This window comes from Arcobacter suis CECT 7833 (assembly GCF_003544815.1).
GTDB lineage: Bacteria > Campylobacterota > Campylobacteria > Campylobacterales > Arcobacteraceae > Aliarcobacter > Aliarcobacter suis.
The window spans coordinates 1-23,847 of the sequence record NZ_CP032100.1 but is presented as its reverse complement, the minus strand read 5'-3'; the positions used below and the strand labels follow the sequence as shown (position 1 = coordinate 23,847).

General features: G+C 28.5%; 25 protein-coding genes and 1 other RNA gene. 18 read left to right on the top strand and 8 right to left on the bottom strand.

The features are described 5' to 3' along the window. The first annotated feature begins 9 nt into the window (after positions 1-9). From nifD to ASUIS_RS00085, 9 genes are all read left to right on the top strand, one after another. On the top strand, positions 10-1,467 hold the full coding sequence (gene nifD / locus ASUIS_RS00125) for a nitrogenase molybdenum-iron protein alpha chain (RefSeq protein WP_118885130.1): 1,458 nt from the start codon (positions 10-12) through the stop codon (positions 1,465-1,467). Between the two features lie 10 nt (positions 1,468-1,477). Next, positions 1,478-3,022, top strand: coding sequence for a nitrogenase molybdenum-iron protein subunit beta (gene nifK, locus ASUIS_RS00120; protein WP_118885129.1), 1,545 nt, complete (start codon positions 1,478-1,480; stop codon positions 3,020-3,022). Positions 3,023-3,143: 121 nt separating this feature from the next. Next, positions 3,144-3,926 carry a TOBE domain-containing protein gene (locus ASUIS_RS00115; protein ID WP_118885128.1) on the top strand — a complete coding sequence of 261 codons (783 nt, stop codon included), beginning with the start codon at positions 3,144-3,146 and terminating at the stop codon, positions 3,924-3,926. 10 nt (positions 3,927-3,936) lie between these two features. Beyond that, the gene (gene modA, locus ASUIS_RS00110; RefSeq protein ID WP_118885127.1) at positions 3,937-4,713 is read left to right on the top strand and encodes a molybdate ABC transporter substrate-binding protein; all 777 of its coding nucleotides are present in this window, start codon (positions 3,937-3,939) and stop codon (positions 4,711-4,713) included. After that, positions 4,710-5,111 (top strand): TOBE domain-containing protein, encoded by a 402-nt coding sequence (locus ASUIS_RS00105; RefSeq protein ID WP_118885126.1) that lies wholly within the window; start codon positions 4,710-4,712, stop codon positions 5,109-5,111. The genes modA and ASUIS_RS00105 overlap by 4 nt, the downstream gene beginning before the upstream one ends. Continuing rightward, positions 5,104-5,802, top strand: coding sequence for a molybdate ABC transporter permease subunit (gene modB, locus ASUIS_RS00100; RefSeq protein ID WP_118885125.1), 699 nt, complete (start codon positions 5,104-5,106; stop codon positions 5,800-5,802). Before ASUIS_RS00105 ends, modB begins: the two co-directional genes overlap by 8 nt. Beyond that, the gene (locus tag ASUIS_RS00095) at positions 5,803-6,657 is read left to right on the top strand and encodes an ABC transporter ATP-binding protein (RefSeq protein ID WP_118885124.1); all 855 of its coding nucleotides are present in this window, start codon (positions 5,803-5,805) and stop codon (positions 6,655-6,657) included. Positions 6,658-6,660: 3 nt separating this feature from the next. Next, the gene (locus ASUIS_RS00090; RefSeq protein ID WP_118885123.1) at positions 6,661-7,473 is read left to right on the top strand and encodes a class I SAM-dependent methyltransferase; all 813 of its coding nucleotides are present in this window, start codon (positions 6,661-6,663) and stop codon (positions 7,471-7,473) included. After that, the gene (locus ASUIS_RS00085; RefSeq protein ID WP_118885122.1) at positions 7,466-8,311 is read left to right on the top strand and encodes a beta/alpha barrel domain-containing protein; all 846 of its coding nucleotides are present in this window, start codon (positions 7,466-7,468) and stop codon (positions 8,309-8,311) included. Before ASUIS_RS00090 ends, ASUIS_RS00085 begins: the two co-directional genes overlap by 8 nt. Before the next feature lie 22 nt (positions 8,312-8,333). Here the strand turns inward: ASUIS_RS00085 and ASUIS_RS00080 are convergent, their stop codons facing one another. Beyond that, on the bottom strand, positions 8,334-8,747 hold the full coding sequence (locus ASUIS_RS00080) for a TOBE domain-containing protein (RefSeq protein WP_118885121.1): 414 nt from the start codon (positions 8,745-8,747) through the stop codon (positions 8,334-8,336). A 400-nt stretch (positions 8,748-9,147) separates the two neighbouring features. Here ASUIS_RS00080 and ASUIS_RS00075 point away from each other — a divergent pair, with 400 nt between their 5' ends. The 8 genes from ASUIS_RS00075 to ASUIS_RS00040 all read left to right on the top strand — a co-directional run bounded on the left by ASUIS_RS00075 (position 9,148) and on the right by ASUIS_RS00040 (position 16,759). After that, positions 9,148-10,254, top strand: a complete 1,107-nt coding sequence (locus tag ASUIS_RS00075) for an aldo/keto reductase (RefSeq protein WP_118885120.1) — start codon at positions 9,148-9,150, stop codon at positions 10,252-10,254. Next, entirely contained in the window at positions 10,255-11,901 is a 1,647-nt protein-coding gene (locus ASUIS_RS00070) for an L-aspartate oxidase (protein WP_118885119.1), read from the top strand. Positions 11,902-11,904: 3 nt separating this feature from the next. After that, complete coding sequence (nifT, locus tag ASUIS_RS00065) at positions 11,905-12,114, top strand: putative nitrogen fixation protein NifT (protein ID WP_118885118.1); 210 nt, start codon at positions 11,905-11,907, stop codon at positions 12,112-12,114. Between the two features lie 88 nt (positions 12,115-12,202). Further along, complete coding sequence (locus tag ASUIS_RS00060; protein WP_118885117.1) at positions 12,203-13,732, top strand: sigma-54 interaction domain-containing protein; 1,530 nt, start codon at positions 12,203-12,205, stop codon at positions 13,730-13,732. Then, positions 13,722-14,246 carry a hypothetical protein gene (locus ASUIS_RS00055; RefSeq protein ID WP_118885116.1) on the top strand — a complete coding sequence of 175 codons (525 nt, stop codon included), beginning with the start codon at positions 13,722-13,724 and terminating at the stop codon, positions 14,244-14,246. Before ASUIS_RS00060 ends, ASUIS_RS00055 begins: the two co-directional genes overlap by 11 nt. After that, positions 14,239-15,066 carry an SIR2 family protein gene (locus ASUIS_RS00050; RefSeq protein ID WP_118885115.1) on the top strand — a complete coding sequence of 276 codons (828 nt, stop codon included), beginning with the start codon at positions 14,239-14,241 and terminating at the stop codon, positions 15,064-15,066. Before ASUIS_RS00055 ends, ASUIS_RS00050 begins: the two co-directional genes overlap by 8 nt. Next, entirely contained in the window at positions 15,059-16,312 is a 1,254-nt protein-coding gene (gene clpX, locus ASUIS_RS00045) for an ATP-dependent Clp protease ATP-binding subunit ClpX (RefSeq protein WP_118885114.1), read from the top strand. The genes ASUIS_RS00050 and clpX overlap by 8 nt, the downstream gene beginning before the upstream one ends. Positions 16,313-16,372: 60 nt before the next feature. Then, entirely contained in the window at positions 16,373-16,759 is a 387-nt protein-coding gene (locus ASUIS_RS00040; RefSeq protein ID WP_118885113.1) for a 4Fe-4S dicluster domain-containing protein, read from the top strand. Positions 16,760-16,800: 41 nt separating this feature from the next. Here ASUIS_RS00040 and ASUIS_RS00035 read toward each other — a convergent pair whose 3' ends face one another. After that, positions 16,801-17,208 carry a YqaA family protein gene (locus tag ASUIS_RS00035; RefSeq protein WP_118885112.1) on the bottom strand — a complete coding sequence of 136 codons (408 nt, stop codon included), beginning with the start codon at positions 17,206-17,208 and terminating at the stop codon, positions 16,801-16,803. A 96-nt stretch (positions 17,209-17,304) separates the two neighbouring features. Between ASUIS_RS00035 and ffs the strand changes: the two genes are divergently transcribed. Then, positions 17,305-17,401, top strand: an RNA gene (gene ffs / locus ASUIS_RS14020) — signal recognition particle sRNA small type. Between the two features lie 19 nt (positions 17,402-17,420). Here the strand turns inward: ffs and ASUIS_RS00030 are convergent. From ASUIS_RS00030 to dnaA, 6 genes are all read right to left on the bottom strand, one after another. Continuing rightward, positions 17,421-18,038: a DNA-binding protein gene (locus ASUIS_RS00030; protein WP_118885111.1), complete on the bottom strand. Its 618-nt coding sequence runs from the start codon at positions 18,036-18,038 to the stop codon at positions 17,421-17,423. Between the two features lie 10 nt (positions 18,039-18,048). Then, complete coding sequence (gene queF, locus ASUIS_RS00025) at positions 18,049-18,426, bottom strand: preQ(1) synthase (protein WP_192894409.1); 378 nt, start codon at positions 18,424-18,426, stop codon at positions 18,049-18,051. 76 nt (positions 18,427-18,502) lie between these two features. After that, a complete protein-coding gene (locus ASUIS_RS00020; protein ID WP_118885109.1) occupies positions 18,503-18,820 on the bottom strand; it encodes a hypothetical protein in 318 nt (105 codons plus the stop codon). Between the two features lie 121 nt (positions 18,821-18,941). After that, positions 18,942-21,263 carry a DNA topoisomerase (ATP-hydrolyzing) subunit B gene (gene gyrB, locus ASUIS_RS00015; protein WP_118885108.1) on the bottom strand — a complete coding sequence of 774 codons (2,322 nt, stop codon included), beginning with the start codon at positions 21,261-21,263 and terminating at the stop codon, positions 18,942-18,944. Positions 21,264-21,292: 29 nt separating this feature from the next. Then, the gene (gene dnaN / locus ASUIS_RS00010) at positions 21,293-22,363 is read right to left on the bottom strand and encodes a DNA polymerase III subunit beta (RefSeq protein ID WP_118885107.1); all 1,071 of its coding nucleotides are present in this window, start codon (positions 22,361-22,363) and stop codon (positions 21,293-21,295) included. A gap of 167 nt (positions 22,364-22,530) precedes the next feature. Continuing rightward, complete coding sequence (gene dnaA / locus ASUIS_RS00005) at positions 22,531-23,847, bottom strand: chromosomal replication initiator protein DnaA (protein ID WP_118885106.1); 1,317 nt, start codon at positions 23,845-23,847, stop codon at positions 22,531-22,533.

Sequence of the window (23,847 nt, the reverse complement as noted above, 5' to 3'; positions counted from 1 at the left end):
GGAGAAATTATGGGACCAGAAACATTAGAAAGTCTTCAAAAAGAAGCGATAGCTGAAGTACTAGAAGCATATCCAGACAAGGCTAAAAAAAGTAGAGCTAAACACTTAGGTGTAGATTCGCCTGAAACAGGAAAAGGTTCTTGTGATACAACAAGAAGTAACAAACAAACAGTACCAGGTGTAATGTCTCAAAGAGGATGTGCATATGCAGGTTCAAAAGGGGTTGTTTGGGGACCAATTAAAGATATGATTCATATCTCTCATGGACCAATTGGATGTGGACAATATTCAAGAGGTGGAAGAAGAAATTATTATATAGGAACAACTGGTATTGACTCTTTTGTTACTATGAACTTTTCTACTGATTTTAATGAGAAAGATATTGTATTTGGTGGAGATAAAAAACTTAAAAAAGCACTTCAAGAAATTGATGAATTATTCCCATTAAATAATGGAATTTCTGTTCAATCAGAATGTCCAATTGGATTAATTGGAGATGATATTCATGCAGTTGCTAAAATGCATAAAAAAGAGACTGGACATCAAACAATAGCTGTTTCATGTGAAGGTTTTAGAGGGGTTTCTCAATCACTTGGTCACCACATTGCGAACGACATGATTAGAGATTATATCATGCCAGATACTTCTTATAGAAAAGATTTCGAATCAACTCCTTATGATGTATCAATTATTGGGGATTACAACATCGGTGGAGATGCTTGGTCAACAAGATTAATTTTAGAAGAAATGGGTTTAAGAGTTATTGCTCAATGGTCGGGAGATGCTTCTTATAAAGAGTTAGCTATTGCTCCTCAATCAAAATTAAACTTATTACATTGCTATAGATCTATGAACTATATTGCTAGACACATGGAACAAGAGTTCAATGTACCTTGGATGGAATATAACTTCTTTGGACCTACAAAAACAACTGAGTCTTTAAGAAAAATTGCTTCATTCTTTGATGAAACAATTCAAGCAAAAACTGAAGCTGTAATTGCAAAATATACTGCAATGACTGACGCTGTAATTGCTAAATATAGACCAATGTTAGAGGGTAAAAAAGTTATGCTTTATGTTGGTGGATTAAGACCAAGACACGTTATTGGAGCTTATGAAGATTTAGGAATGGAAGTAATCGGAACTGGATATGAGTTCGGACACGGAGATGACTATAAAAGAACTAAAGACGAAATCGAAAGATCAACACTTATTTACGATGATGCAAATGAGTATGAATTAGAAGCTTTCGTTAAAAAATTAAGACCAGACTTAGTTGCAGCTGGGGTAAAAGAGAAGTATGTATTCCAAAAAATGGGATTACCATTTAGACAAATGCACTCTTGGGATTACAGTGGTCCTTATCATGGATATGACGCTTTTGCAATTTTCGCAAAAGATATGGATTTAGCGATTAACTCACCAGTATGGAACCACACAAAAGCTCCATGGGAAAAAGAAGCGTAAGGAGAAGGCTATGCAAGATTTAGATAATATAGTAAACGGACAAAAACTTTTTTTAAAGCCTGAATACCAAGAAGTTTTAAAAAATAAAAAAGAATTCGAAAGTGCTGCTGGTGCTGTTGCACCTGAAAAAGTTGCAGAAATTGCTGAGTGGACAAAATCTTGGGATTATAGAGAAAAAAATCTAGCAAGAGAAGCTATTACAGTTAACCCTGCAAAAGCTTGTCAACCATTGGGTGCTATTATGGTTGGTTTAGGTTTTGAAAACACAATGCCATATGTACATGGTTCACATGGTTGTGTTGCATACTTTAGATCATACTTTACAAGACACTTTAAAGAACCAACTCCTTGTGTTTCTGATTCAATGTCAGAATCAGCAGCGGTATTTGGGGGACTTGCAAATATGAAAGATGGTTTAAGAAATTGTAATGCACTTTATAAACCAGAAATGATTTCTGTAAGTACAACTTGTATGGCAGAAGTTATCGGTGATGACTTAAATGCATTCGTAATTGGTGCTAGAGATGATGCTGAGGGTGAACTTGATAATACTCTAATTACTCATGCACATACTCCTTCATTTGTTGGATCTCATATTACGGGTTATGACAATATGATGAAATCAACTTTAGAGCAATTATCAGAAGGTGTTGCAAGAGAAGTTGACGAAGAAAGAATCAATATAATTCCTGGATTTGAACCATATTTGGGATCATTAAAAGAAATTAAAAAAATCTCTAAAATGTTTGGTGATAAAATCATCATGATTGGTGACCATGAAGAGCAATGGGACACAGGAGCTGGTGAATATAAATTATATGCTGGTGGAACAAAAATAGCTGATGCAAAAACAGCAATTAACGCAAAAGCGACTATAAGTTTACAAAAATATTCTACTATTCTTACAGCTAAAACTATTAAAAACAAATGGAAACAAACTTATGAAGCTTGTAATCCAATTGGTTTAAGTGGAACAGATGCGTTTGTAATGAAATTAGCAGAATTAACAGGAAAAGAAGTTCCAGAAGAATTGAAACAACAAAGAGCTAGATTTGTTGATGCAATGCAAGATTCATATCCATATATGCATGGTAAAAAAATTGCAATCTGGGGAGATCCTGACTTCTTATTAGGAATGGTTTCATTCTTAGTTGAAATGGGTTCAATTCCAACTCATATTGTGTGTAACAATGCACCAAGAAAAGGTTGGGAAGATGATATGAAAGCTATCTTAGCTAAATCTTCTAGAGCTGCTGAATGTAATATTTGGGGTGGAAAAGATTTATGGCATTTAAGAAGTTTATTATTCACAGAACCAGTTGATTTCATGATTGGAAATGTTTACGGAAAAGAATTATATAGAGATACAAAAATACCTTTAATTAGAATTGGTTTCCCAATTTTTGATAGACATCACTTACATAGATATTCTATTAGTGGTTATGAAGGTGGATTAAATCTATTAACTTGGATTACAAATTCTATCTTAGATCAATTAGATGAAGAAACAAAACAAATTGCACAAACAGATTATTTCTTTGATGCAGTAAGATAATTAAAAAACTAGAAGATTTTCTTCTAGTTTTTTTTAAATTATCGTTATGTATTAAGCTACATAATGATAATATTTTTTTATTTATCGTTATATACTATATGATATAACAAAAAGGATTTATGTGGAGATATTATCAAATTTAACTTTAGAGATTTTTAACCAACCATTTTTATTAGAAAAAAGAATTGAGTTATTAATTGCAGTTAAAAGAACAGGTTCTATTAGTAAAGCGGCTAAAGAAGTTCCTATGAGTTATAAGGCTGCTTGGGAAGCTATTGAATCGATGAATAATCTGTCAACAACACCAATTGTACAAAGAGAGACAGGCGGAGTTGGGGGCGGAGGAACGACACTTACACCTTATGGGGAAAATCTTATAGAAACCTTTGAAATTTTAAGAAATGAGCAAAAAAAATTTCTTAAAAATTTAAGTCAAATAACAGATATAAATACTGGGACATTAAAAACTATAAGGAGATTATCAATGCAAATAAGTGCAAGAAATCAGATAAGCGGAACTGTTGAATTAATTGAACATGGAAAAATAAATGCAGAAATATTTATTAAACTAAAAAGTGGTTACACACTTGTTTCAGTTATTACAAATACAGCAGCAAATAATCTGAATTTAGAAATAGGCGATGAAGTTGTTGCTATTTTTAAATCAAGTACTGTATTAATAACAACTGATATTACACTAAATATTAGTGCTAGAAATAAATTTCAAGGAACTGTTGATTCTATAAATCAAGATGAAATTAATACAGAATTGGTAATTGATATTGGTAATAATGACAAAATTGCCTCAGTAATAACATCAAGTTCATTTGAAAGGTTAAAAATAGAAAAAGGTACACAGGTGAGTGCTATTATAAAAGCCTCTGACGTAATAATTGGAAAATAAGGAATAAAAAATGAAAAAGATAATTTTTGGATTAATGGTTTTATGTTCAACAATATTTGCAGGTCAAGTAAATATTGCAGTTGCTGCAAATGTTAGTTATGCAATAGATGAATTAGTAAAAGAGTTTAATAAAACAAACCCTGATACAAAAATTCAAGTAACTCTTGGAAGCAGTGGAAAATTTGTTACTCAAATTGAAAATGGAGCGCCATTTGATATCTTTATGTCAGCAGATATGAAGTTTCCTCAATCATTATATGAAAAAAGGTTAGCTAAAAATGTACCAGTTATTTATGCTCAAGGAAGCCTTGCAATGTTAAGTTCTAAAAAACTTGATTTTTCTAAAGGAATCAATGTAATTAAAGATTCATCAATATCTAAAATAGCTGTTGCAAACCCAAAAACTGCACCTTATGGAACTGCTGCTATGGAAGCTATTAAGAATGCCGGATTAGAAGAAGCTACAAAAGATAAATTTGTATATGCTGAATCAATTTCTCAAGCTGTAACTTATGCAACGACAGCAGCAGATATAGGATTTATTGCAAAATCATCAATGTACGATGAAAAAATGGTTCAATATAAAGAAAATGTTAATTGGGTAAGTGTTGATCCAAAACTTTACACTCCAATTGATCAAGGAATTGTAATAATAGACCATTCAAATAGTCTTGTTGGAATAATAAGTGATAAAATGAAAAATGAAGAAATAAAAGCTTTTTATGACTTTATCTTAGGAAAAGAAGCAAAAAAAATATTTGAAGATTTTGGTTATTTAGTAAAATGAGTCAATTAGTTGCAACAATAAAAAAAATAAATTCTGTTGATAATTTAAATATTGTAGAGTTTGATTTTAATGGATTAACTTTAAAAATGATGAGTTTAGATTTAAATGATGATGTGAAAATAGGTAAAAAAGTAGAATTATCTGTAAAACCTTCTAACATCTCAATTGCTAAAAATTTAATAGGTGAAATAAGTTTATCAAACCAAATTGTTGCAACAATTCAAAGTTTAGAAAATGGACAATTATTAACTAGTGTTATTTTAAAAATAAATGACACTCTTCTTGAAAGTATTATAACCGTAGATTCATCGAAAAGAATGAATTTACAAATTGGAGAAGTTGTTACAATTTTGATAAAAGCAAGTAATTTATCTATTGGAGAAGTGTTAAATGATTGAGATTTTAAAAAATATAGAGTTTGAACCTTTTTTATTATCTTTCAAACTTGCGGGAATTACAACGCTAATTCTATTTTTTATTAGTTTACCAATCGCGTGGTACTTATCACAAACTAAATCAAGATTTAAACCTATATTAGAAGCAATTACTGCTTTACCTATAGTTTTACCACCTTCTGTTTTAGGATTTTATATACTTTGGTCTTTATCATTTAATTCTCCAATTGGAGCTTTTTTTCAAGAATATTTTGGCATAAAATTGGTATTTAATTTTACAGGTTTAATTATTGCTAGTTGTTTTTATTCTTTACCTTTTATGGTTCAACCTTTACAAGGAGGTTTAGAAAGCCTAAATAAAAATATGCTTGAAGCTAGTTATATAAGTGGAAAAAGTAAATTTGAAACTCTTTTTAGAGTTGCCATACCAAATATAAAACCTGCTTTAATTACAGCAATCATAATTACATTTTCCCATACTGTTGGAGAGTTTGGCGTTGTTTTAATGATTGGTGGAAGTATTCCTGGTGAAACAAAAGTAGCCTCAATTGCTATTTATGAATTTACTGAAATTATGGATTATACTAATGCACATATTTATAGTGCAATTATGATAACTCTTAGTTTTCTTACACTTTTAGGTGTTTACATATTTAATGGAAAACAAAAAAATATGTTACTAGGAAAGAAATAAATGATAAAAATTGATATATCAAAAAAACTTCATGGTGCAAATGGAGAAATGGATTTAAATATAAATCTAGAAATAAAACAAGGTGATTTTGTAGCTCTTGCAGGTCTTAGTGGAAGTGGGAAAACTACACTTTTGCGAATTCTAGCAGGTCTTGAAGATGCAAAAGGAACCCTTGAAATTGATAATAATATTTGGCTAAATGAAAAGTTTTGTTTAGCTAGCCAAAAAAGAGAAATAGGTTTTGTATTTCAAGATTATGCTTTATTTCCCAATTTTTCAGTTTTAGATAACCTTTTATATGTAAATAAAGATAAAGAATTAGCAAACTATTTGCTAAAAATGACAGAATTAGAAGAACTAAAAAACCGATTCCCACAAACATTAAGTGGCGGTCAAAAACAAAGAGTAAGTTTATGTAGAGCGCTGATGAATAGACCAAAAATCCTACTTATGGATGAACCTTTATCAGCACTTGACTCAAACATGAGAACTAAACTTCAAAATGAAATTCTTACTTTACATAAAGAATTTAATACAACAACTATTATGGTAAGCCATGACCCAAGTGAAATTTATCGTCTAGCAAATCGCGTTGTTATTCTAAATTTTGGGAAAATTATAAACGATGGTACACCAAAAGATATTTTGTTAAAAACAAAAGGTAGTCAGAAATTCTCATTTGAGGGAGAACTTTTAGACATAGTAAAAGTCGATGTAATTCACATTGCAATTGTATCAATTGGTCAACAATTAGTTGAAGTTGTTGTAAGTAAAGAAGAAGTAAAAAATCTTAAAATTGGACAAAAAGTAAGCCTTAGTACAAAAGCATTCAGTCCTACAATTCAAGGATTATAAATTATGGGATTAATTCAAACAAATTTAGACAATTTAGATTTTGCAAAACTTTTTAAAGAGCAAATGAAAAGCTCAACTTTTAAAGGTAAAAGTAGTCAAGATTGGGACAAACGAGCAAATAGTATGAATACAAATGTTCAAAAAAGTATCTACACAAAAGATTTTATAGACAAAATTGATTTTACTGATGCTTCTTCACTTTTGGATGTAGGTTGTGGTCCTGGAACTATTTGTTTAGCGATTGCTTCTAAAATTCAAAAAGTTTATGCCCTTGATTACTCTTTAGGAATGTTAGATTGTGTAAAAAACAATTGTAAAGAAAAAAATCTAAACCATGTCAACACTATTCATAAATCATGGGAAGATAACTGGGATGAAGTTCCAAATGCTGATATTGTTGTGGCTTCTCGCTCAATGGAAGTAAAAGATGTTAAAGATGCCATTTTAAAACTAAATTCAAAAGCGAATAAAAGAGTTTATTTAACAACAAAAGTTGGTGGAACTTTTATAGATGCTGAAATATTAAACCAACTTTCAAGGAAAGTTTTTCCAAGACCTGATTACATCTATTTATTAAATATACTTCATAGTATGGGAATTTATGCCAAAGTAGATTTTATTTTAAGTGAAAATACAAAATTTGGAAGTAGTACAGCTGAAGAATTTATAGAAAAAATCAGCTGGAGTTTAGGTCAGCTCTCAAATGAAGAAAAGAATACATTAAAAGAGTATTTCAATAATACCTATAAATATAAAGAAACTCCAGATTATCTAAATTGGGCGTTTATTTCTTGGGAAAAGAGAAAAAATGTTTAATTTAACAACTTCTGAGTTAGAAAAATATATCCAAGATGATTTACCATATTTTGATTTGACAACAAGTTTACAAAATTGTAACAATGCAATTGCTCAAATTGAAGTTTACACAAGGGAAGATATTATCGTTTCTTGTAGTGAAGAAGCTTCAAAAATAGCTGAACTTCTAAATTGTAAAGTTGATTTTTTTGAAAAAAGTAAAAACAAAATAGAAAAAGATGGCACAATTTTGAGATTTTCAGGTCTTTATGAAGATATTCACAAAGCTTGGAGATTAACCCAAATACTTTTAGAATATAGTTGTAAAATAAGCACTTATGCCTACCAAATGAAAGAAAAAATAGAAAAAATCAATCCTTTTTGTGAACTTCTAACAACTAGAAAAACCTTTCCCTTTTCAAAAAGATTTTGTATAAAAGCAGCCTTTTGTGGTGGAGCAATGCCTCATAGACTGAACCTTTCAGAAACTGTTCTATATTTTGAAGGACATAGAATATTGTATAAAAACAACGAAGAGTTTTACGAAGATTTAAAAAGAATAAAAACAAAAATCCCAGAAAAAAAACTAAATGTAGAAAGTGAAAGTTTAAAAGATAGCATAAATCTAATGAAAGTTGGAGTTGATGTAATTCAACTTGATAAAATAGATTTTGAAGAGTTAGAAAAAATCATCACCTTCAAAAATGAAAACTTCCCAAATGTAAAAATCTTAGTAGCAGGTGGAATAAACCTAACAAATATAGAAAAATACGCTTCATATAAAATTGATGGAGTGGTTACAAGTTCTGTTTATAACTGCGGAATGGCAAATATTAGTAGTAGATTAAAGATTATATAAATATAGGGAAAACCCTATATTATTAAGCGATTAAAATTACACTTGAAGCTTTGAATATTGCATAAGCATCTTCAGAAGCTTTGATTGATAAATCTTCGATAGCATCATTTGTTACAACTGCAGAAATTATGCTATTTCCTAAAGAAAGTTTTACTTCACTATTAATAGCACCTTTTATAACTTCAACAACTTTTCCTTTTAATACATTTCTAGCAGTTGTTTTTACTGCATCTTTTGTAATAATAATAGAAGAAGCTTTAATGATTGCAGTAACATTATCATTTAATTTAGCTCCTAAAGAGTGAATTCCCTCTTTTGTAACTGTTGCACTAATAGTTACCTCAGAAGAAACTGTAATTTTTACTTCACTCATCACAGCTCCATCAATAATGTTTGTGATTTTCCCAGTTAATTCATTTCTTGCACTTGTTTTCATAATTTGTCCTTTTTATTTTTAGTTATTTTATTAAAGAATCATAGGCTTGTGATTATAAAATTAAGCTTAATTTTAAGGTTATATTTTTGAATTTGCTGTATAAAAATTATATACCGTTCTCTATATAAATACATATACATCGGTATTCTAAAAACAAAGAGAGTGAAAATATAATTTATTTATTTTTGTTCACACAAGAAATATTTCAAAAGTCTAAAAAATTATTTTTCTAAACTTATTGCTTTATAATAATTATTAAGTCAAAAAGATTAAAAGAGAAAAATCTGATTTATGGAACACTTCTTGCATAGTGTTAAGTACACCTTTAAATATTGATAAGGGGATAAACCTCGTTTATTCCCTTGTTATTATGTAATTTTAGAAAAAGAAGAAAAAAATCATGATAGCAACATTTGATGACACTTACAATTTTGCAAAAAAATTCTCACATTACAAAGATTTTTATATCAAACACAACGATTTAATATTTTCAAAATTAGGGTTAGGTACATTCAACAAAGAACCATATAAAGAAGAAAATTATCTGTTTCATTATATCGAAGGCGTTAAAGAAGCTGTAAAAAGTGGAATTAATCTAATAGATACAGCAAGTAACTACAGATATGGACAAAGTGAAAAAGAGATTGGTATTGCTTTAGAAGAGTTATTTGAAGAAGGTGTTACAAAAAGAGAAGAATTAATTATATGTTCAAAGGGTGGGTTTATTCAGTTAGAATATCCATTTCCAGAGAATCCTTATAAATGGATTGAAGAGAATATAATTAATAATTCATTAGCTACAAAAGATGATATAGAACTAGACCAACACTGTATGACTCCTGATTATTTGGAATGGTCATGTAAAAAATCCCTTGAAAATTTGGGTGTAAAAACTATTGATATTTATTTTTTACATAATCCAGAAATTCAAGTTTCAAAACTAGGGTATAAAAAATTCCTAAAAAAAATCGAAACTATTTTTAGAAGATTTGAAAAAATGGTAGAAATGGGAATGATAAAATATTACGGAATTGCCGTTTGGAATGGTTTTATTGATGAAAGCACAAACGAACATATAAATTTAGAAGATTTAGTAGATATTGCCATCAAAGTAGGTGGAGATAATCACAATTTCAAATATATCCAAACTCCATTTAATATGGGAAAAACATCTATATATACAATGCCTACTCAAAAAGTAAAAGGAGAAGATTGTACTTTACTGCAAGCTGCTCACAGATTAAAAATTGGAGTAATTTCTAGTTCATCACTTCTTCAAATGAATCTATTTAAAAAATCATTTAAACCAGAAACTGGTTATTTACTTGATTCAAAAATGGTATTGGAAAATGATATTCAACTTGCACTTCAATTTGTTCGTTCAACTCCTGGGTTAATTTCATCACTTTTTGCTTCAAAAGTTCCTATTCATATCAAAAAAAATCTAGAAATCACAAAAGTAGCTGCAACTTCAAGAGCTAAATACGATTTAATGTATCGAGTATAAATGATTTATGATGTAATTGTAGTTGGTGGTGGAATTGCTGGTTTAATGGCAGCAATTGAAGCAAAAGATGAACAAAATAGAGTTGCACTTATCACAAAGGGAAATCTATTTAAATCAAATTCATCAATGGCAAGTGGCGGAATAAATGCTGTTCTTGACATAAATAATTCAAAAGAGATAAATCAACATATTAACGATACTTTTAATTCTGCAAAAGGTATTGGAAATAAAAAAGCAATTACTTATATGTGTAAACAAGCTTCATCGATTATTGATAAATTAGTCGATTATGGTGTTGAGTTTGATAGAGATGAAAATAAAAAGATTCTACAACGACCATTTGGTGGTGGAAATTCAAATAGAACTTGTTATGTTGGAGATAAAACAGGAAGTGCAATTACAATGGCACTTATTAAAAAAGCAAAAAGTAAAGGAATTACATTTTTACCAAACACTTTTATTTTAAATCTTGCAAAATATCAAGATAGAGTAAGTGGAGTAATCGCTTTAAATAAAGAGAACTCGCAAGTAACAATATATGCCTCAAAAGCTGTAGTTCTTGCAGGTGGTGGATATGCTGGAATTTATAGAGGTTATTCTACAAATGCACCTGATTATACAGGAGATTTATTAGCGGTTGCATTAAGAGCTGGGCTTGATTTAAAAGATATGGAATTTGTTCAGTTTCATCCAACTGGTTTTGTAAAAACAAACTATTTAGTAACAGAAGCAGCACGAGGAGAGGGTGGTTACTTGGTAAATAGTGAAGGTTTAAGATTTATAAATGAATTGGGAACCAGAGATGAAGTAGCACGAGCGATTTTAAAAGAACAACTAGAAGGTAAAAAAGTTTTTATTGATTTAAGACATCTTGGAATTGAAAAAATCCAACAAAAACTTCCTTCTCTTTATAATGCTGCACTAAATCAAAGTGGAATAAATATTGCGGAAGAGTTATTAGAAATAAAACCAGTTGCCCACTACACAATGGGTGGAGTTGATGTAAATATGACTAGCTGTGATATAAAAGGTCTTTATGTTTGTGGAGAAATGGCTTCAAATGGAGTTCATGGAGCAAATAGACTAGGAGGAAACTCTTTACTTGAAGGTTGTGTTTTTGGAAATCTTGCAGGAATTACCGCAAAAGAGTATGCAAATACAAATGAATTTTCACCAATAAATTATAACACTGTTGTAAAAGATATTGAAATGATTGAATACATTTTTCAAGGAGATACAACTAAAAACTTTAATGCAATTAGAATAAGTTTAGGAAAATGTTTATTTGAAAAAGTTGGGATTATCAAAAATGAAAAAAGCCTAACAGAAGCTTTTGATTATGTAAAATATTTAAGACAAATATCTTATAGCTTACATTGTATAAACAAAGAAAAAAATAACAATGTAGAGTTATCTGCAATTTTAGAACTGAGAAATGCCCTTGAAATATCAGAAGCAATAATATTATGTGCACAAAAAAGAGATGAAAGTAGAGGAGCTCATTTTAGGGAAGATTTCCCTTTTATTTCTAAACATTTTGATAGAAGTTTTGTAGTTAAAGAGTTAAAAAAAGGTTTCTTTAGAATCTCATTTAAAGAAAATGAGTTATTAAGAAAATTCAGAAATTTATTTATAAACAAGGAGTAATAAATGGCAAAAGTTATGTTAAGAGAAGTTGATGGTGTTGTATCATTTTATTTTGCAAAAAAAGATATGGAAGAAACTATTGAAGAAATAGAGTTTGATACAGAAGAAAAATGGGGTGGAAATGCAACACTTTCAAATGGTGAAATTTGGTGGATACAACCTGGTATTAAAAAACTTCCTAAAGAAGAAGTATGTAAAAAAATTGCAGATTAGAATACTGTATGTTTTTTATATAAATGGATATTCATTATGATTTATAAAATCGTTATAATAAAAGTATTCAAAAAAATAGGAGGCAAAAATGTTTGATAAATCTGCTTGTATGAGCTGTCTTACAATAAGAGAATTAACAACTCTTTATGAGATATCTTCAGTAATTTCTAATCATTATGACCTACAAACTTCACTAGAAAAGTCAATGAAAATATTAAAAAATTCATTAAATCTTGAGAATTGCGTAGTACATATTTTAGAAGATGATGTCTTAAATGTTTTTGCATCTATTGAGTTATCAAAATTTCAAAAAACTCTTGCATCTTATAAAGTAGGTGAGGGAGTTACTGGAATGGTAGCAGAATCAAAAGAACCTGTTGTTGTTGAAAATATTCATAACAATTCACTTTTTCTAAATAAATCAGGAAAAAGAGATTTTAATGGTAAATCTTATGTTGCAGTTCCGATGATAATTGATAATGTTGCTATTGGTGTTTTAGGTGCAGTAATTACAAAAACTGCTGAAATACAACTTGATGATACAGTTAGAATTCTAAGTATTGTAAGTTCTATTTTTGCTCAAACTATACACTCTTTCCAATTAAATCAAAAAGAAAAAGAAAGACTTCAAGAACTAAAACTTTATTACAAAATGGAGTGGGATTCTAAAGTTCATAATTTTGGCGATATCATTGGAGATAGCCCAAAAATGGAGCAAGTTTTCAAAGTTATCCAACGAATTGCCCAATCTGATGTTACAGTATTAGTTCGAGGTGAAACAGGAACTGGAAAAGAGCTTGTTGCTGCTGCTATTCATAAAAGAAGTAATAGAAAAGATGAACCATTTATCAAATTAAACTGTGCTGCAATTACAGATACTTTACTTGAAAGTGAACTTTTTGGTCATGAAAAAGGTGCCTTTACAGATGCAAGAGAGACAAGAAAAGGAAGATTTGAACTAGCTGATGGGGGAACTCTGTTTTTAGATGAAATAGGCGATATTAGCTCATCTGCACAAGTAAAACTTCTTAGAGTTCTACAAGAAAGAGAATTTGAAAGAGTTGGTGGAAGTAAAACAATAAAAGTAAATGTAAGACTTGTGGCTGCTACCAATAGAAACCTTGAACAAATGGTAAAAGATGGCAAATTTAGAGAAGATTTATATTATAGATTAAATGTAATCCCTATTGATTTACCACCACTTAGAGAACGAGGTGAGGATATTAAACAATTAGTTAATTTCTTCCTTGAAAGATCAATAAAAAATCATAAAAAAAGAGTAACCATTACAGATGAAGCAATGGATGCACTCTGTAGTTACCCGTGGCCGGGCAACGTAAGAGAGTTAGAAAATACAATTGAAAGAATTGTACTAATGGGAAATGAAGATGGAATTAATAAATATGATATGTTACTACTACTGCCAGCACTTAATGATCAAAAACTAAAAAGCGATTATAAACCTATTTCTAAAAAGATTTTAACTTTAGAAGAACTAGAAAAAGAAGCGATTATTGAAGCACTTGAAAATAACGATTACAATCAGTCAAATGCAGCATCAGAGTTAGGAATAACTCTTAGACAAATGGGGTATAAAATAAAAAAATATGAAATCTAAAATACTATACAAAAATGAAGAAATGCAACTAACAGATGATTTTATAGATATTGGTTATATGGCAGAAAATTTTGATGTAATTAATCTAAATAATGAAGAAGTAAACATCAAAAAAGCAAGCCCAAATAGAAATATTCAAGTATTTTTGTCATTTCCAAATTTTGATGATTTTAGCGAAGAAATTATAGCTTTTGATGAGTTTATAAATGATGCAAAGGTCGATATATTCACATATATTATCTTTAATGAGAACATTGTGTTTCCATACGAATTTAAGAAAATTATTCCTGTATTTGATGTGAATGAAGAGTTTGCAAATATGTACGGAACAAAAATTGTAAGTGGTAGCTTAGAAAATAGATTGACAAAAGCACTTTTTTTAATCGGTAAAGACGGTGCCATCTATCATATTGATATGCCAAGTAACTTAGATTCTCCACTAAATTTAGATCGAATTAGAGTAGAGTTAAACAAGGTATATCAGTCATACACAGGAGCTGGATGTCATGGATGATAATATACTAAAGAAAATACAAGATGGAGAACTTATACCCTTTTTAGGAATGGGTATATTTAAAGATACAAAAAATAGCGATGGAGCTCAACTTCCATTTGATAGTGATTCAATGATTTTAAGCCTTAATAATGGAAGAGCTATGAGTCCAAGACTTATGTATGAATACTCAAGAGCTGCAATGAGTTTAGAACAAAGAAAAGGTAGAGAGTTCATTATTCAAATGACAAATCATATTTTCTCTTCAAAAGAGTATGAACTTCCTGCTGTTTATAAATGGTTACAAACAATTAAACCCAAATATATCATCGATACAAATATGGATGATAGCTTACAAAAAATCTACAGTGACTGTAAACACTTTTTAATTACAGGTGTTTCAAGAATTACAGCTGATTGGGATAGATATTTAATTTATTCTTTTGATGTAACTACTAAAACTTACACTCGAATCGAAAAAGAAAATTTAACTTTAGACTTACCAATTTTATTTAAACCAATGGGTTCAACTAAACCTGAAATGAATTTTATTATATCAGATGCTGATTTTGTTGATTGGTTAACTGAAGCTATGGGTGGTTATGCAATACCTCCTATTTTAAAAGAACACAGAAAAAATAAAGAATATTTATTTATAGGTGTTGATTTCTCAAAAGACACTTTTAGAATGGTTGCTAATGAAATAACTGTTGATTTAAAAGGTGGTACAACTGTACTTGACAAAAAAGAATTAACAAAAAAAGAGGATAAATTTATTAAAACTCACAATTTAACTAATTTAGATGTGAGTATTAATGAATTTATAAAAAGCCATGAGTGAAAAATTTAATTGCGATTTCTGTGGTAAAGAGATTACAGAAGTAAAAAAAATATTCTCAAGTGAAGTTTCACACATTTGTGATGAATGTGTGACAATGTGTTCAAAAGTTCTTGAAAAAGAACTTATCAAAGATAGCAAAAAAGAGTTCCAAAAGGGACTTAGTGTTCCTATTAAAATAAAAGAACATTTAGATGATTATGTAATTGGTCAAGTTGAAGCTAAAAAAGTTTTAGCAGTTGCTTTATATAATCACTATAAAAGAATTGATAAACCAGTGGTTAAAAATGTTGAAATAGAAAAATCAAACATTATGCTTATTGGTCCTACAGGAAGTGGTAAAACTCTTCTTGCAAAATCCCTTGCTAGAATCATGGATGTTCCATTTGCGGTTGCTGATGCCACTGCATTAACTGAAGCTGGTTATGTTGGAGAAGATGTTGAATCAATTCTTTCAAGATTATTAGCAAGTGCAGATTATGATTTAGAAAAAGCAAAAAGAGGAATCGTTTATATTGACGAAATCGACAAAATTGCAAATAAAAGCGAAAGCTCAACAAGTGGAAGAGATGTAAGTGGAGAGGGTGTTCAACAAGGACTATTAAAAATTCTTGAGGGTGCAGAAGTTTACGTTCCTGTAAAAGGAAGTAGAAAAAACTCATCTGCTGAAACAATTCTTTTTGATACAACACATGTTTTATTTATTTGTGGTGGAGCATTTGTTGGATTAAGAGAAGATGATAGCGTTAAAAAAAGTAAAAAAGCTCCTAAAATGGGATTCTTAAAAAAAGAAGATGAATTATCTGAAAGAAAACCTATTGAAGCAAAAGAACTTATTTCTTTTGGGTTAATTCCAGAATTTATAGGAAGAATTCCAGTAATTGCTGAACTAAATAAACTTTCAAAAGAAGATTTAATTAGAGTTCTAAAAGAGCCTAAAAATGCAATTATCAAACAATATGAAATTTTGTTTGAACTTGATGGAGTTGAATTAGAATTTACAGATGAAGCATTAGAAAGAATTGCAGAAATAGCAGTTGAAAAAGATGTTGGAGCAAGGGGATTAAGAGGAATTATTGAAAATATAATGCTTCCTTTACAATACATAATTCCATCAGAAAACAATCTTGAAAAATGTAGAATAACAAGAAAATACATTGATAAAGAAGAAGATGTTGAATTAAAATATAATGAAAATTCAACCCAAGAACCAACAAAAGAGATTTTATTTAGAAAATTAGCTAATTAAAACTCATAGTGGAATAATATTTGCATCTACTTTTTATATTTTTATAAAAAAGGATAGAAAATGGCAGTTAAAATTACTGAAGAATGTATAAGTTGCGAAGCATGTGCATCAGAATGTCCAGTTGCAGCAATATTACCAGACGGAAATGAAAAAAATCCACAAGATGGGATTTTATATGTAAAACCTGAATCATGTGTTGAGTGTGTTGATCACGCTGATGCACCAAGATGTGCAGAAGCCTGTCCAACAGCTGGTGCAATTGTTTGGGATATGCCTTATACGGTTGATTTTAGTTCATATTATTTATCTGGACATGAAGATGGAACTTATAAAATAAGAGAACATAAAGCTAAGGGATTAATGCTTCCTGAAGTTAAAGAACAAAAATTTAGATCTGATATATCAATGAGCGTTAGAGAAGCTCACGCTAACGTATCTGATTTTTAACACTCTCCTAGGTAAATATACTTTTGTGTATTTACCTCTTCTTAAATTATTAAAACCAAAAATAAATATCTAGAAAATTTTGCCACAATAACTAAAATTAGGAATTTCTTAAAATCATATTTTAAAATACCCGCTACAAAAGTGATTGGATCACCAACTATTGGTAACCAAGAAAAAAGAATAGAAAAAGCACCATATTTATCAAAATAATTCTTACTTTTAATTATATATTCTTCTTTTAATAAAGATTTTTTTAGAAGATATTCTTCTCCTTTTAAACCTAAAAAATAGTTTATAACTGAGCCCAAACTATTTCCTAAAGTTGCAAATAAAAGTAAAAAATATATGTTGTATCCTTGTTTAATATCATAAACAAGTAAAGCTTCACTTCCAAGAGGAAATAACGTTGCTGAAATAAGTGCTGTTATAAAAAGTATAAAATAAACCATGTTTACCTTTCAAAGCAAAATATAAAGATATTTAAGATATAATTCCCATCTTTAAAAGAAGAACATTGAGAATATTTAAAATATTTTGAATGCTCTTCTTTAGACCCTTACAATTGTTATTTAAGGCAAAGCCCCAGGATGGGAACATAGCAAGGCACTTTATTTAATGGTGTGTTTGGGTATCTGGAGAAGAGTACTTTTGTACTCTTTTTTTATATCAAATCCAAAAAATCTGAATTCAAAATCAACAACTTTTTTTCTACTTTATTATAAATAAATCTTTTATCACCTATTTTTATTCCATTAAAAATCATTGATTTTATTTCTTGTTCTGTTTTATTATATCTTTTCATTAAAACAAAAAAATCTTTTACACTAATAAAATCAGCTTTATTTTCATCTATTTTATTTTTTAAATTAGACTCTAATTGTGGTTTATAAATAGAACGCATTTCATTAAAAGCACTTTGTAAAAGTTTTATTTCTGAATTAAAAACTTCTATAATTCTTTTTTGGTTTTTTTCTAATCTAAAAATTTCTGAAATATATTGTTTTTTCATCCATTTCATTGATTTTTTTAAAAGCTCAATTTGTTCATTTTTAACATCAATAACAGCTTTTATAGAGTCAAAATTAGATGTTTTACTAGAAGATTCAACTTTAGGTTTATTTTGAGCAGTATCGACTTTTGTTTCATTAGGTATATAAACAAAAGTTTTACCATCTTTTTTTATAGATTTTAATTGATCTTTTTTAATTCGATAATGTATACCTTGTAAAGACAAGCCCAATATTTCAGCTGCTTGTGAAGTTGTAACTAATCTTTCCAAGATTTAAGTCCTAAAACTTTGAGCTATCTATTTCAATAACTGTATGTACATTTCCTCTTGGTTTAAAATCACCAATTACTTTCATCCATTTAGGTTCTAATTTAGCATATAAAGTATCAAAAATTTCATTTATTGAATTCTCATGAGAAACTTCTCTAAACATAAATGAATTAATATAAATTTTTAATGCTTTTAACTCAATAACTCTTTTATTTGGAGAGTATTGTATTTTTATAGTTGCAAAATCTGGGTATCCACTTCGTGGACATTTTGCCATAAATTCAGGTAATTCAATATCTATAATATAATTCTTTTCATGTATATTTGGCCAAAAATTTTCTTCTTTATTAATATCAAATTCTAATATTTCTCTTTCACCATATTTCATTTCCATAATTTTTGTACCCTTTTATAAATATAATTTTTGCCTATTTTACCCAAAAAAGACTTATAAGAGTTACAATTTAAAAACTATGGCTAATTGTTTCCTGACAAAAATTACAATCACTTTGATTCTTATTACATAAAACACAAGGTCTTAACTTTCCAAAAGTTCGTTCAAAATTTTTGTTATTAGGATTTATAGAAGCAATATAAGAAACATTTTGTACAGGATCATATAATAAAGAATCAATGATTTCTTGATTTAAATTTGAGTTTCTAGCTAAATTTCTTCTAATAGCCATTGATGAATGATTTTTTAAGAGTAACATTTCATCAAAAGAAGTAGTTTTTAAAGCAATATCTAAAAGTTCACTAATGTTTTTAATTAATAAATTCATTTTTCCTCCAAAGCTATAATTTATATTGTTATTATAGCTAAATTTTATATTTAATTTGAGGAGAAGTTGTATAAAAGATAACAATAGTAAATTATTATTGTTATCTTTCAATGATTAGTTTTTAAACATCAAGATGTTCAACATCTCTTGCATGTTCTTCAATATAATTTCTTCTAGGTTCAACTTCATCACCCATAAATAGAGTAAATGTATCACTTGCAACCTCTGCATCTTCTATTTTAACCCTTAAAAGCCTTCTATTATCAGGAATCATAGTAGTTTCCCATAATTGCTCAGGATTCATCTCTCCAAGACCTTTATATCTTTGAATATAAGCACCTTTTTTAGCTAGAGTTTCAATATCATCTAAAATATCTAATAAATCTCTTCCTTCAAATACTGTTAAATCTCTTTCAACAAGTTTATTATAAATATATGTTGCTTCACTAAAATATGGTGATGCAAATAATTCTTCATCAATAATTAACTCTTCTAAACCTTCATTTGTTTGAACAAATAATTGAATTTTATTATCCGTAACACTTTTAGAAAGAATGTTATAACCTTTAGCATCTAAAAAATCTTTTATTTTTTCATATAAAGATGTAAAATCAAGATTTACAAAATCACTGTTTTCGATTATATATTTTAACACTTCAAGTAAAGAATATCTTTTCCCTAGTTGTCCTAACATACTTCTATATCTTGAAACTATTTTAAATAAATCTAATAAATCGTTGTATCCTAAACCTTCAAAACTAAATGATTCTAAACCATTTTCAATTAAAAATGCAGATAATGCTGAATCATCTTTTAGATATATTTCATTTTTACCTTTTTTATATCTATAAAGTGGTGGTTGAGCAATATATAAATAACCTCTTTCAATAACTGGTCTTAAAAATCTAAAGAAGAAAGTTAATAAAAGCGTTTGAATATGGCTTCCATCAACATCGGCATCGGTCATAATGATGATTTTATGATATCTAACTTTTTCACCATCAAAATCTTCACCAATTCCACAACCAAGTGCAGTGATGATATTTCTAATCTCATCTGATTTTAAAATTTTATCAAGTCTTGATTTTTCAACATTTAAAATCTTACCTTTTAGTGGTAAAATCGCTTGGAAAACTCTATCTCTTCCTTGTTTTGCAGAACCTCCAGCAGAATCCCCTTCTACTAGATATAATTCTCTAATTGCTGGATCTTTTGATTGACATTCAGCTAGTTTACCTGGAAGTGTTCCAACTGTCATTGCATCTTTTTTTCTAGTTAAATCTCTTGCTTTTTTAGCTGCTTCTCTACCACGAGCTGCCATTAAAGATTTTTCCATAATAGCTTTTGCTTGTTGTGGATTTTCTTCAAAGTATTTATCTAACGCATCACCAGTTAATTTTTGTGTAATTGCTTTTACATAAGATGAACCCAATTTACTTTTTGTTTGTCCCTCGAATTGTGGTTCTGGAACTTTTACAGAAATAACAGCAATTAAACCTTCTCTTACATCATCACCAGTAATTTTTGTATCTTTTTCCCTAGCTGCTGCATTTTCATTTAAATATTTAACAATACTTCTTGTAAGTCCTGCTTTAAAACCAGCTTCATGAGTTCCACCATCAATTGTTCTAATATTATTTACAAATGATAAAGTTTTTTCAACATAAGTATCGTTATACATAACAGCAATATCAACTTCAACACCTTCAATATTGTCATTAAAAGCAACAGCATCACAAACCGCAGTATCTTTATTCATATCTTCAACAAATTGTTTTAGACCACCTTCAAAATGATAAACTTCTTTTGTTTTTGTAATTTCATTATCTAAAGTAATTGATATAAATGAATTTAAATATGCAACTTCTCTAAATCTTTTTGCCAAAATTGCAAATTCATATTTACTTACTTCAAAAATAGAATCATCTGCTAAAAACTCAATAGTAGTTCCAGTTTTTCTTGGACTTTCACCAATAACTTCTAAAACTCCTTGCGGAATACCACATTTGAATTCTTGATAATGGATTTTCCCTTCTCTATAAATAGTCATTTTTAAATGTTTTGATAATGCATTTACAACAGAAACCCCAACTCCATGAAGTCCACCAGAAACTTTATAAGTATCTTTATCAAATTTTCCACCAGCATGTAGTACAGTTAAAACAACAGTTGCTGCACTTATACCTTCACCTTCATGAATAGCTGTAGGAATTCCTCTTCCATCATCTTCAACTTTAATCCAATGATCTTTTGTCATAGTAACTTTAATATTTTTACAATAACCAGCCATTGCTTCATCAATAGAGTTATCTACTACTTCATATACTAAGTGATGAAGACCATTTGTATTTGTATCACCAATATACATACCTGGTCTTTTTCTTACAGCTTCAAGACCTTTTAAAACTTTAATGTTACTAGCGCCGTATTCTTGTTGACTCATTATAGATTTCCTTATTTTTGTTTAATTTTTTATTTTTCTAAAACTATTGGCATTACAATAGTAAAAAATTTATCATCTTCTAAATAAAATGGTAAATTTGATTCATTAAAGCCTATTTTGATTTTTTCATTATGCGACATACTTAAAAAATCTAATAAATATTTGGCATTAACAGCTAAATAAAACTCTTTTTCAATATTTAAATCAATATCAATTTGAGTTTTTGATTCACTATCTTCATCAAGTGATTCAAAAAGAATTGATGTTGAGTTAAATGTGATTTTAATATTTGAAAATAATGAAGTTACAAGTTTTATAGATTCAACTAACATACTTTTTGGTAATGGAAAATTATATTTTAAAGTATTTGGAATAATTCTTTCATAATCAGGAAATTTTCCATTTATTAGTTTTGTAGAGAATTTAGTATTATCATTTGAAATTACTAAATATGTATCATCATAAGAAATTTTTGCTTCATCTAAAAATAGTTTTTGAATTTCAATAATTGCTTTTTTAGGAATAATAAATTGTGCTTCTTGATTTGTAATATTTTGTAAATATGAAACTGCTAGTCTTCTTGTATCAGTTGATACAAAATTTATTTTTTGACTTTTTATATCTAATAATGCACCATTTAATTCAAATTTTGGATTGTTGTTATCAATTGCAGGTGTTATTTTTCTGATTGAATTTATAAAATTTATAGTTGAAATTGATAATTCTTTTAAATTTTCTGATTTATTTAATGATGGAAATTCATCAGCATCATAAGTTGGTAATTTAAAAGTTGATTTATTCTGTCTTATTACTAGATTATTATTTGTAACTTCTACAGTAATTTCTTCATTTTTTAATCTTTTTATAATTCCTAAAAGATTAGAACCATTAACTGTTGCTTTTCCATCTACTGTATCAGTAATATTATCAATGTATGATTCTAAACCAATTTCATAGTCTGTTGCTTTTATAATTAATTTCGCATTATTTATTTCTAAATATATATGTGATGTGATTGCACTAGAATCTTTTTTTTCTAAAAAAGGTTGCATTGAAGCTATTACATTTTCAAGAATATTCTTTGTAATTACAAATCTCATTTTATCTCCTATATTTTTATTTAATTTAGTGGAAGTAGTAGTTCATGTGAAAAGATGAAAATACCTTTTAAAACACTGCTGAGACGAACTTTACCCCAGTGATTAAAATTGTCTTTGTATTCACATCTTTTCACATAAGTCTTTAAAACTTATTTTGTTCTAAAGTTTTACCACTCCTTGTTGATGATTTTATTCTTTAAATTTTCAATAATTAATTTAAAGTTTTCATCTTTTTCAATTAACTCATTTGCTTTTTTAATATTGTGCGAAATTGAACTGTGATCTTTCATTCCTAAAAACTTTGCAATATCTGGCATAGAGTTATGAGTTAATTCTCTTGTTAGATAAATTACTATTCTTCTAGCATTTGCAACAGTTGCAGTTCTTTTTTTAGATTTTATATCACTTGGCTTAATATTTAATTGATTTGCAACAATATTTATAACATCAGGAAGTTTGATATTCTCTTTTGTCTCTTTTATTTGATCTTTTAATAAATTTTGAACCATTGGAAGAGTGATTTCTTGATTTAGTAAAGATGCACTCGCATTAATTCTAATTAAAACACCCTCAATCTCTCTAATTGAGTTATCAAGCGTAGTTGCAATGAAATTAATGATTTCTCTACTTAGAGAAATTCCATTTAAATCTGATTTCTTTTCAATAATTGCTATTTTTGTCTCAAGTCCTGGAATTTGAACATCTGCTGTTAAACCCCATTCAAATCTTGATTTTAATCTATCAACAAGACCGGCAATTTGTGAAGGAAGTCTATCTGATGTCATTACTATTTGTTTTTTTGCATTGTGTAATTCGTTGAAAGTGTGAAAAAACTCTTCTTGAGTTTGCTCTTTTCCACTTAAAAACTGAATATCATCAATTAAAAGTACATCACATTTTCTATATTTATTTCTAAAATGTTCCATGCTTTTATTTTTTAAAGAGAAAGTAAAATCGTTCATAAACTGTTCAATAGTTACATAAATAACAGTATTTCCCTTTTCAATAGCATAATTTCCAACTGCTTGTAAAAGGTGAGTTTTTCCAAGTCCAGTTCCTCCATAAATAAACAAAGGATTATATTGAATTCCAGGTTTATTTGAAACGGCAAGTGAAGCATTGTATGCCATTTGATTAGAAGGTCCAACAACAAAAGAATCAAATGTATATGACGGATTTAATATGGTACTTTCGGCAGTTTCATTTTGAACTTGCTCTTTTAAAATCTCTTTTTTAGATTTTTTTTCACCAGCAAGTTTTATTTCAATAGAAGGTTTTGAACCATCAAAAATTTCAAAGCAGTGTTGAATTAAACCAGTAAATTTACTCTTTATCCAAGAGGCAATGTACTTGTTATTTACTTCAAAAATAGCGATTTTTTCGTCAGAAGATACTTTTTTATAAACTAATTGTTTTAAGTATCTTTCAAAATCTGTTTTTGAAGCTTCTTTTTGAATTATTGTTTGAAAATCTTTGGTTGTCAT

What these genes read in the sequence shown, in the direction of transcription:
- nifD (WP_118885130.1), top strand. Translation starts at nt 10, where the DNA reads ATGGGACCAGAAACATTAGAAAGTCTTCAAAAAGAAGCGATAGCTGAA.
- nifK (WP_118885129.1), top strand. Translation starts at nt 1,478, where the DNA reads ATGCAAGATTTAGATAATATAGTAAACGGACAAAAACTTTTTTTAAAG.
- modA (WP_118885127.1), top strand. Translation starts at nt 3,937, where the DNA reads ATGAAAAAGATAATTTTTGGATTAATGGTTTTATGTTCAACAATATTT.
- ASUIS_RS00105 (WP_118885126.1), top strand. Translation starts at nt 4,710, where the DNA reads ATGAGTCAATTAGTTGCAACAATAAAAAAAATAAATTCTGTTGATAAT.
- modB (WP_118885125.1), top strand. Translation starts at nt 5,104, where the DNA reads ATGATTGAGATTTTAAAAAATATAGAGTTTGAACCTTTTTTATTATCT.
- ASUIS_RS00095 (WP_118885124.1), top strand. Translation starts at nt 5,803, where the DNA reads ATGATAAAAATTGATATATCAAAAAAACTTCATGGTGCAAATGGAGAA.
- ASUIS_RS00090 (WP_118885123.1), top strand. Translation starts at nt 6,661, where the DNA reads ATGGGATTAATTCAAACAAATTTAGACAATTTAGATTTTGCAAAACTT.
- ASUIS_RS00085 (WP_118885122.1), top strand. Translation starts at nt 7,466, where the DNA reads ATGTTTAATTTAACAACTTCTGAGTTAGAAAAATATATCCAAGATGAT.
- ASUIS_RS00080 (WP_118885121.1), bottom strand. Translation starts at nt 8,747, where the DNA reads ATGAAAACAAGTGCAAGAAATGAATTAACTGGGAAAATCACAAACATT.
- ASUIS_RS00075 (WP_118885120.1), top strand. Translation starts at nt 9,148, where the DNA reads ATGATAGCAACATTTGATGACACTTACAATTTTGCAAAAAAATTCTCA.
- ASUIS_RS00070 (WP_118885119.1), top strand. Translation starts at nt 10,255, where the DNA reads ATGATTTATGATGTAATTGTAGTTGGTGGTGGAATTGCTGGTTTAATG.
- nifT (WP_118885118.1), top strand. Translation starts at nt 11,905, where the DNA reads ATGGCAAAAGTTATGTTAAGAGAAGTTGATGGTGTTGTATCATTTTAT.
- ASUIS_RS00060 (WP_118885117.1), top strand. Translation starts at nt 12,203, where the DNA reads ATGTTTGATAAATCTGCTTGTATGAGCTGTCTTACAATAAGAGAATTA.
- ASUIS_RS00055 (WP_118885116.1), top strand. Translation starts at nt 13,722, where the DNA reads ATGAAATCTAAAATACTATACAAAAATGAAGAAATGCAACTAACAGAT.
- ASUIS_RS00050 (WP_118885115.1), top strand. Translation starts at nt 14,239, where the DNA reads ATGGATGATAATATACTAAAGAAAATACAAGATGGAGAACTTATACCC.
- clpX (WP_118885114.1), top strand. Translation starts at nt 15,059, where the DNA reads ATGAGTGAAAAATTTAATTGCGATTTCTGTGGTAAAGAGATTACAGAA.
- ASUIS_RS00040 (WP_118885113.1), top strand. Translation starts at nt 16,373, where the DNA reads ATGGCAGTTAAAATTACTGAAGAATGTATAAGTTGCGAAGCATGTGCA.
- ASUIS_RS00035 (WP_118885112.1), bottom strand. Translation starts at nt 17,208, where the DNA reads ATGGTTTATTTTATACTTTTTATAACAGCACTTATTTCAGCAACGTTA.
- queF (WP_192894409.1), bottom strand. Translation starts at nt 18,426, where the DNA reads ATGAAATATGGTGAAAGAGAAATATTAGAATTTGATATTAATAAAGAA.
- ASUIS_RS00020 (WP_118885109.1), bottom strand. Translation starts at nt 18,820, where the DNA reads ATGAATTTATTAATTAAAAACATTAGTGAACTTTTAGATATTGCTTTA.
- gyrB (WP_118885108.1), bottom strand. Translation starts at nt 21,263, where the DNA reads ATGAGTCAACAAGAATACGGCGCTAGTAACATTAAAGTTTTAAAAGGT.
- dnaN (WP_118885107.1), bottom strand. Translation starts at nt 22,363, where the DNA reads ATGAGATTTGTAATTACAAAGAATATTCTTGAAAATGTAATAGCTTCA.
- dnaA (WP_118885106.1), bottom strand. Translation starts at nt 23,847, where the DNA reads ATGACAACCAAAGATTTTCAAACAATAATTCAAAAAGAAGCTTCAAAA.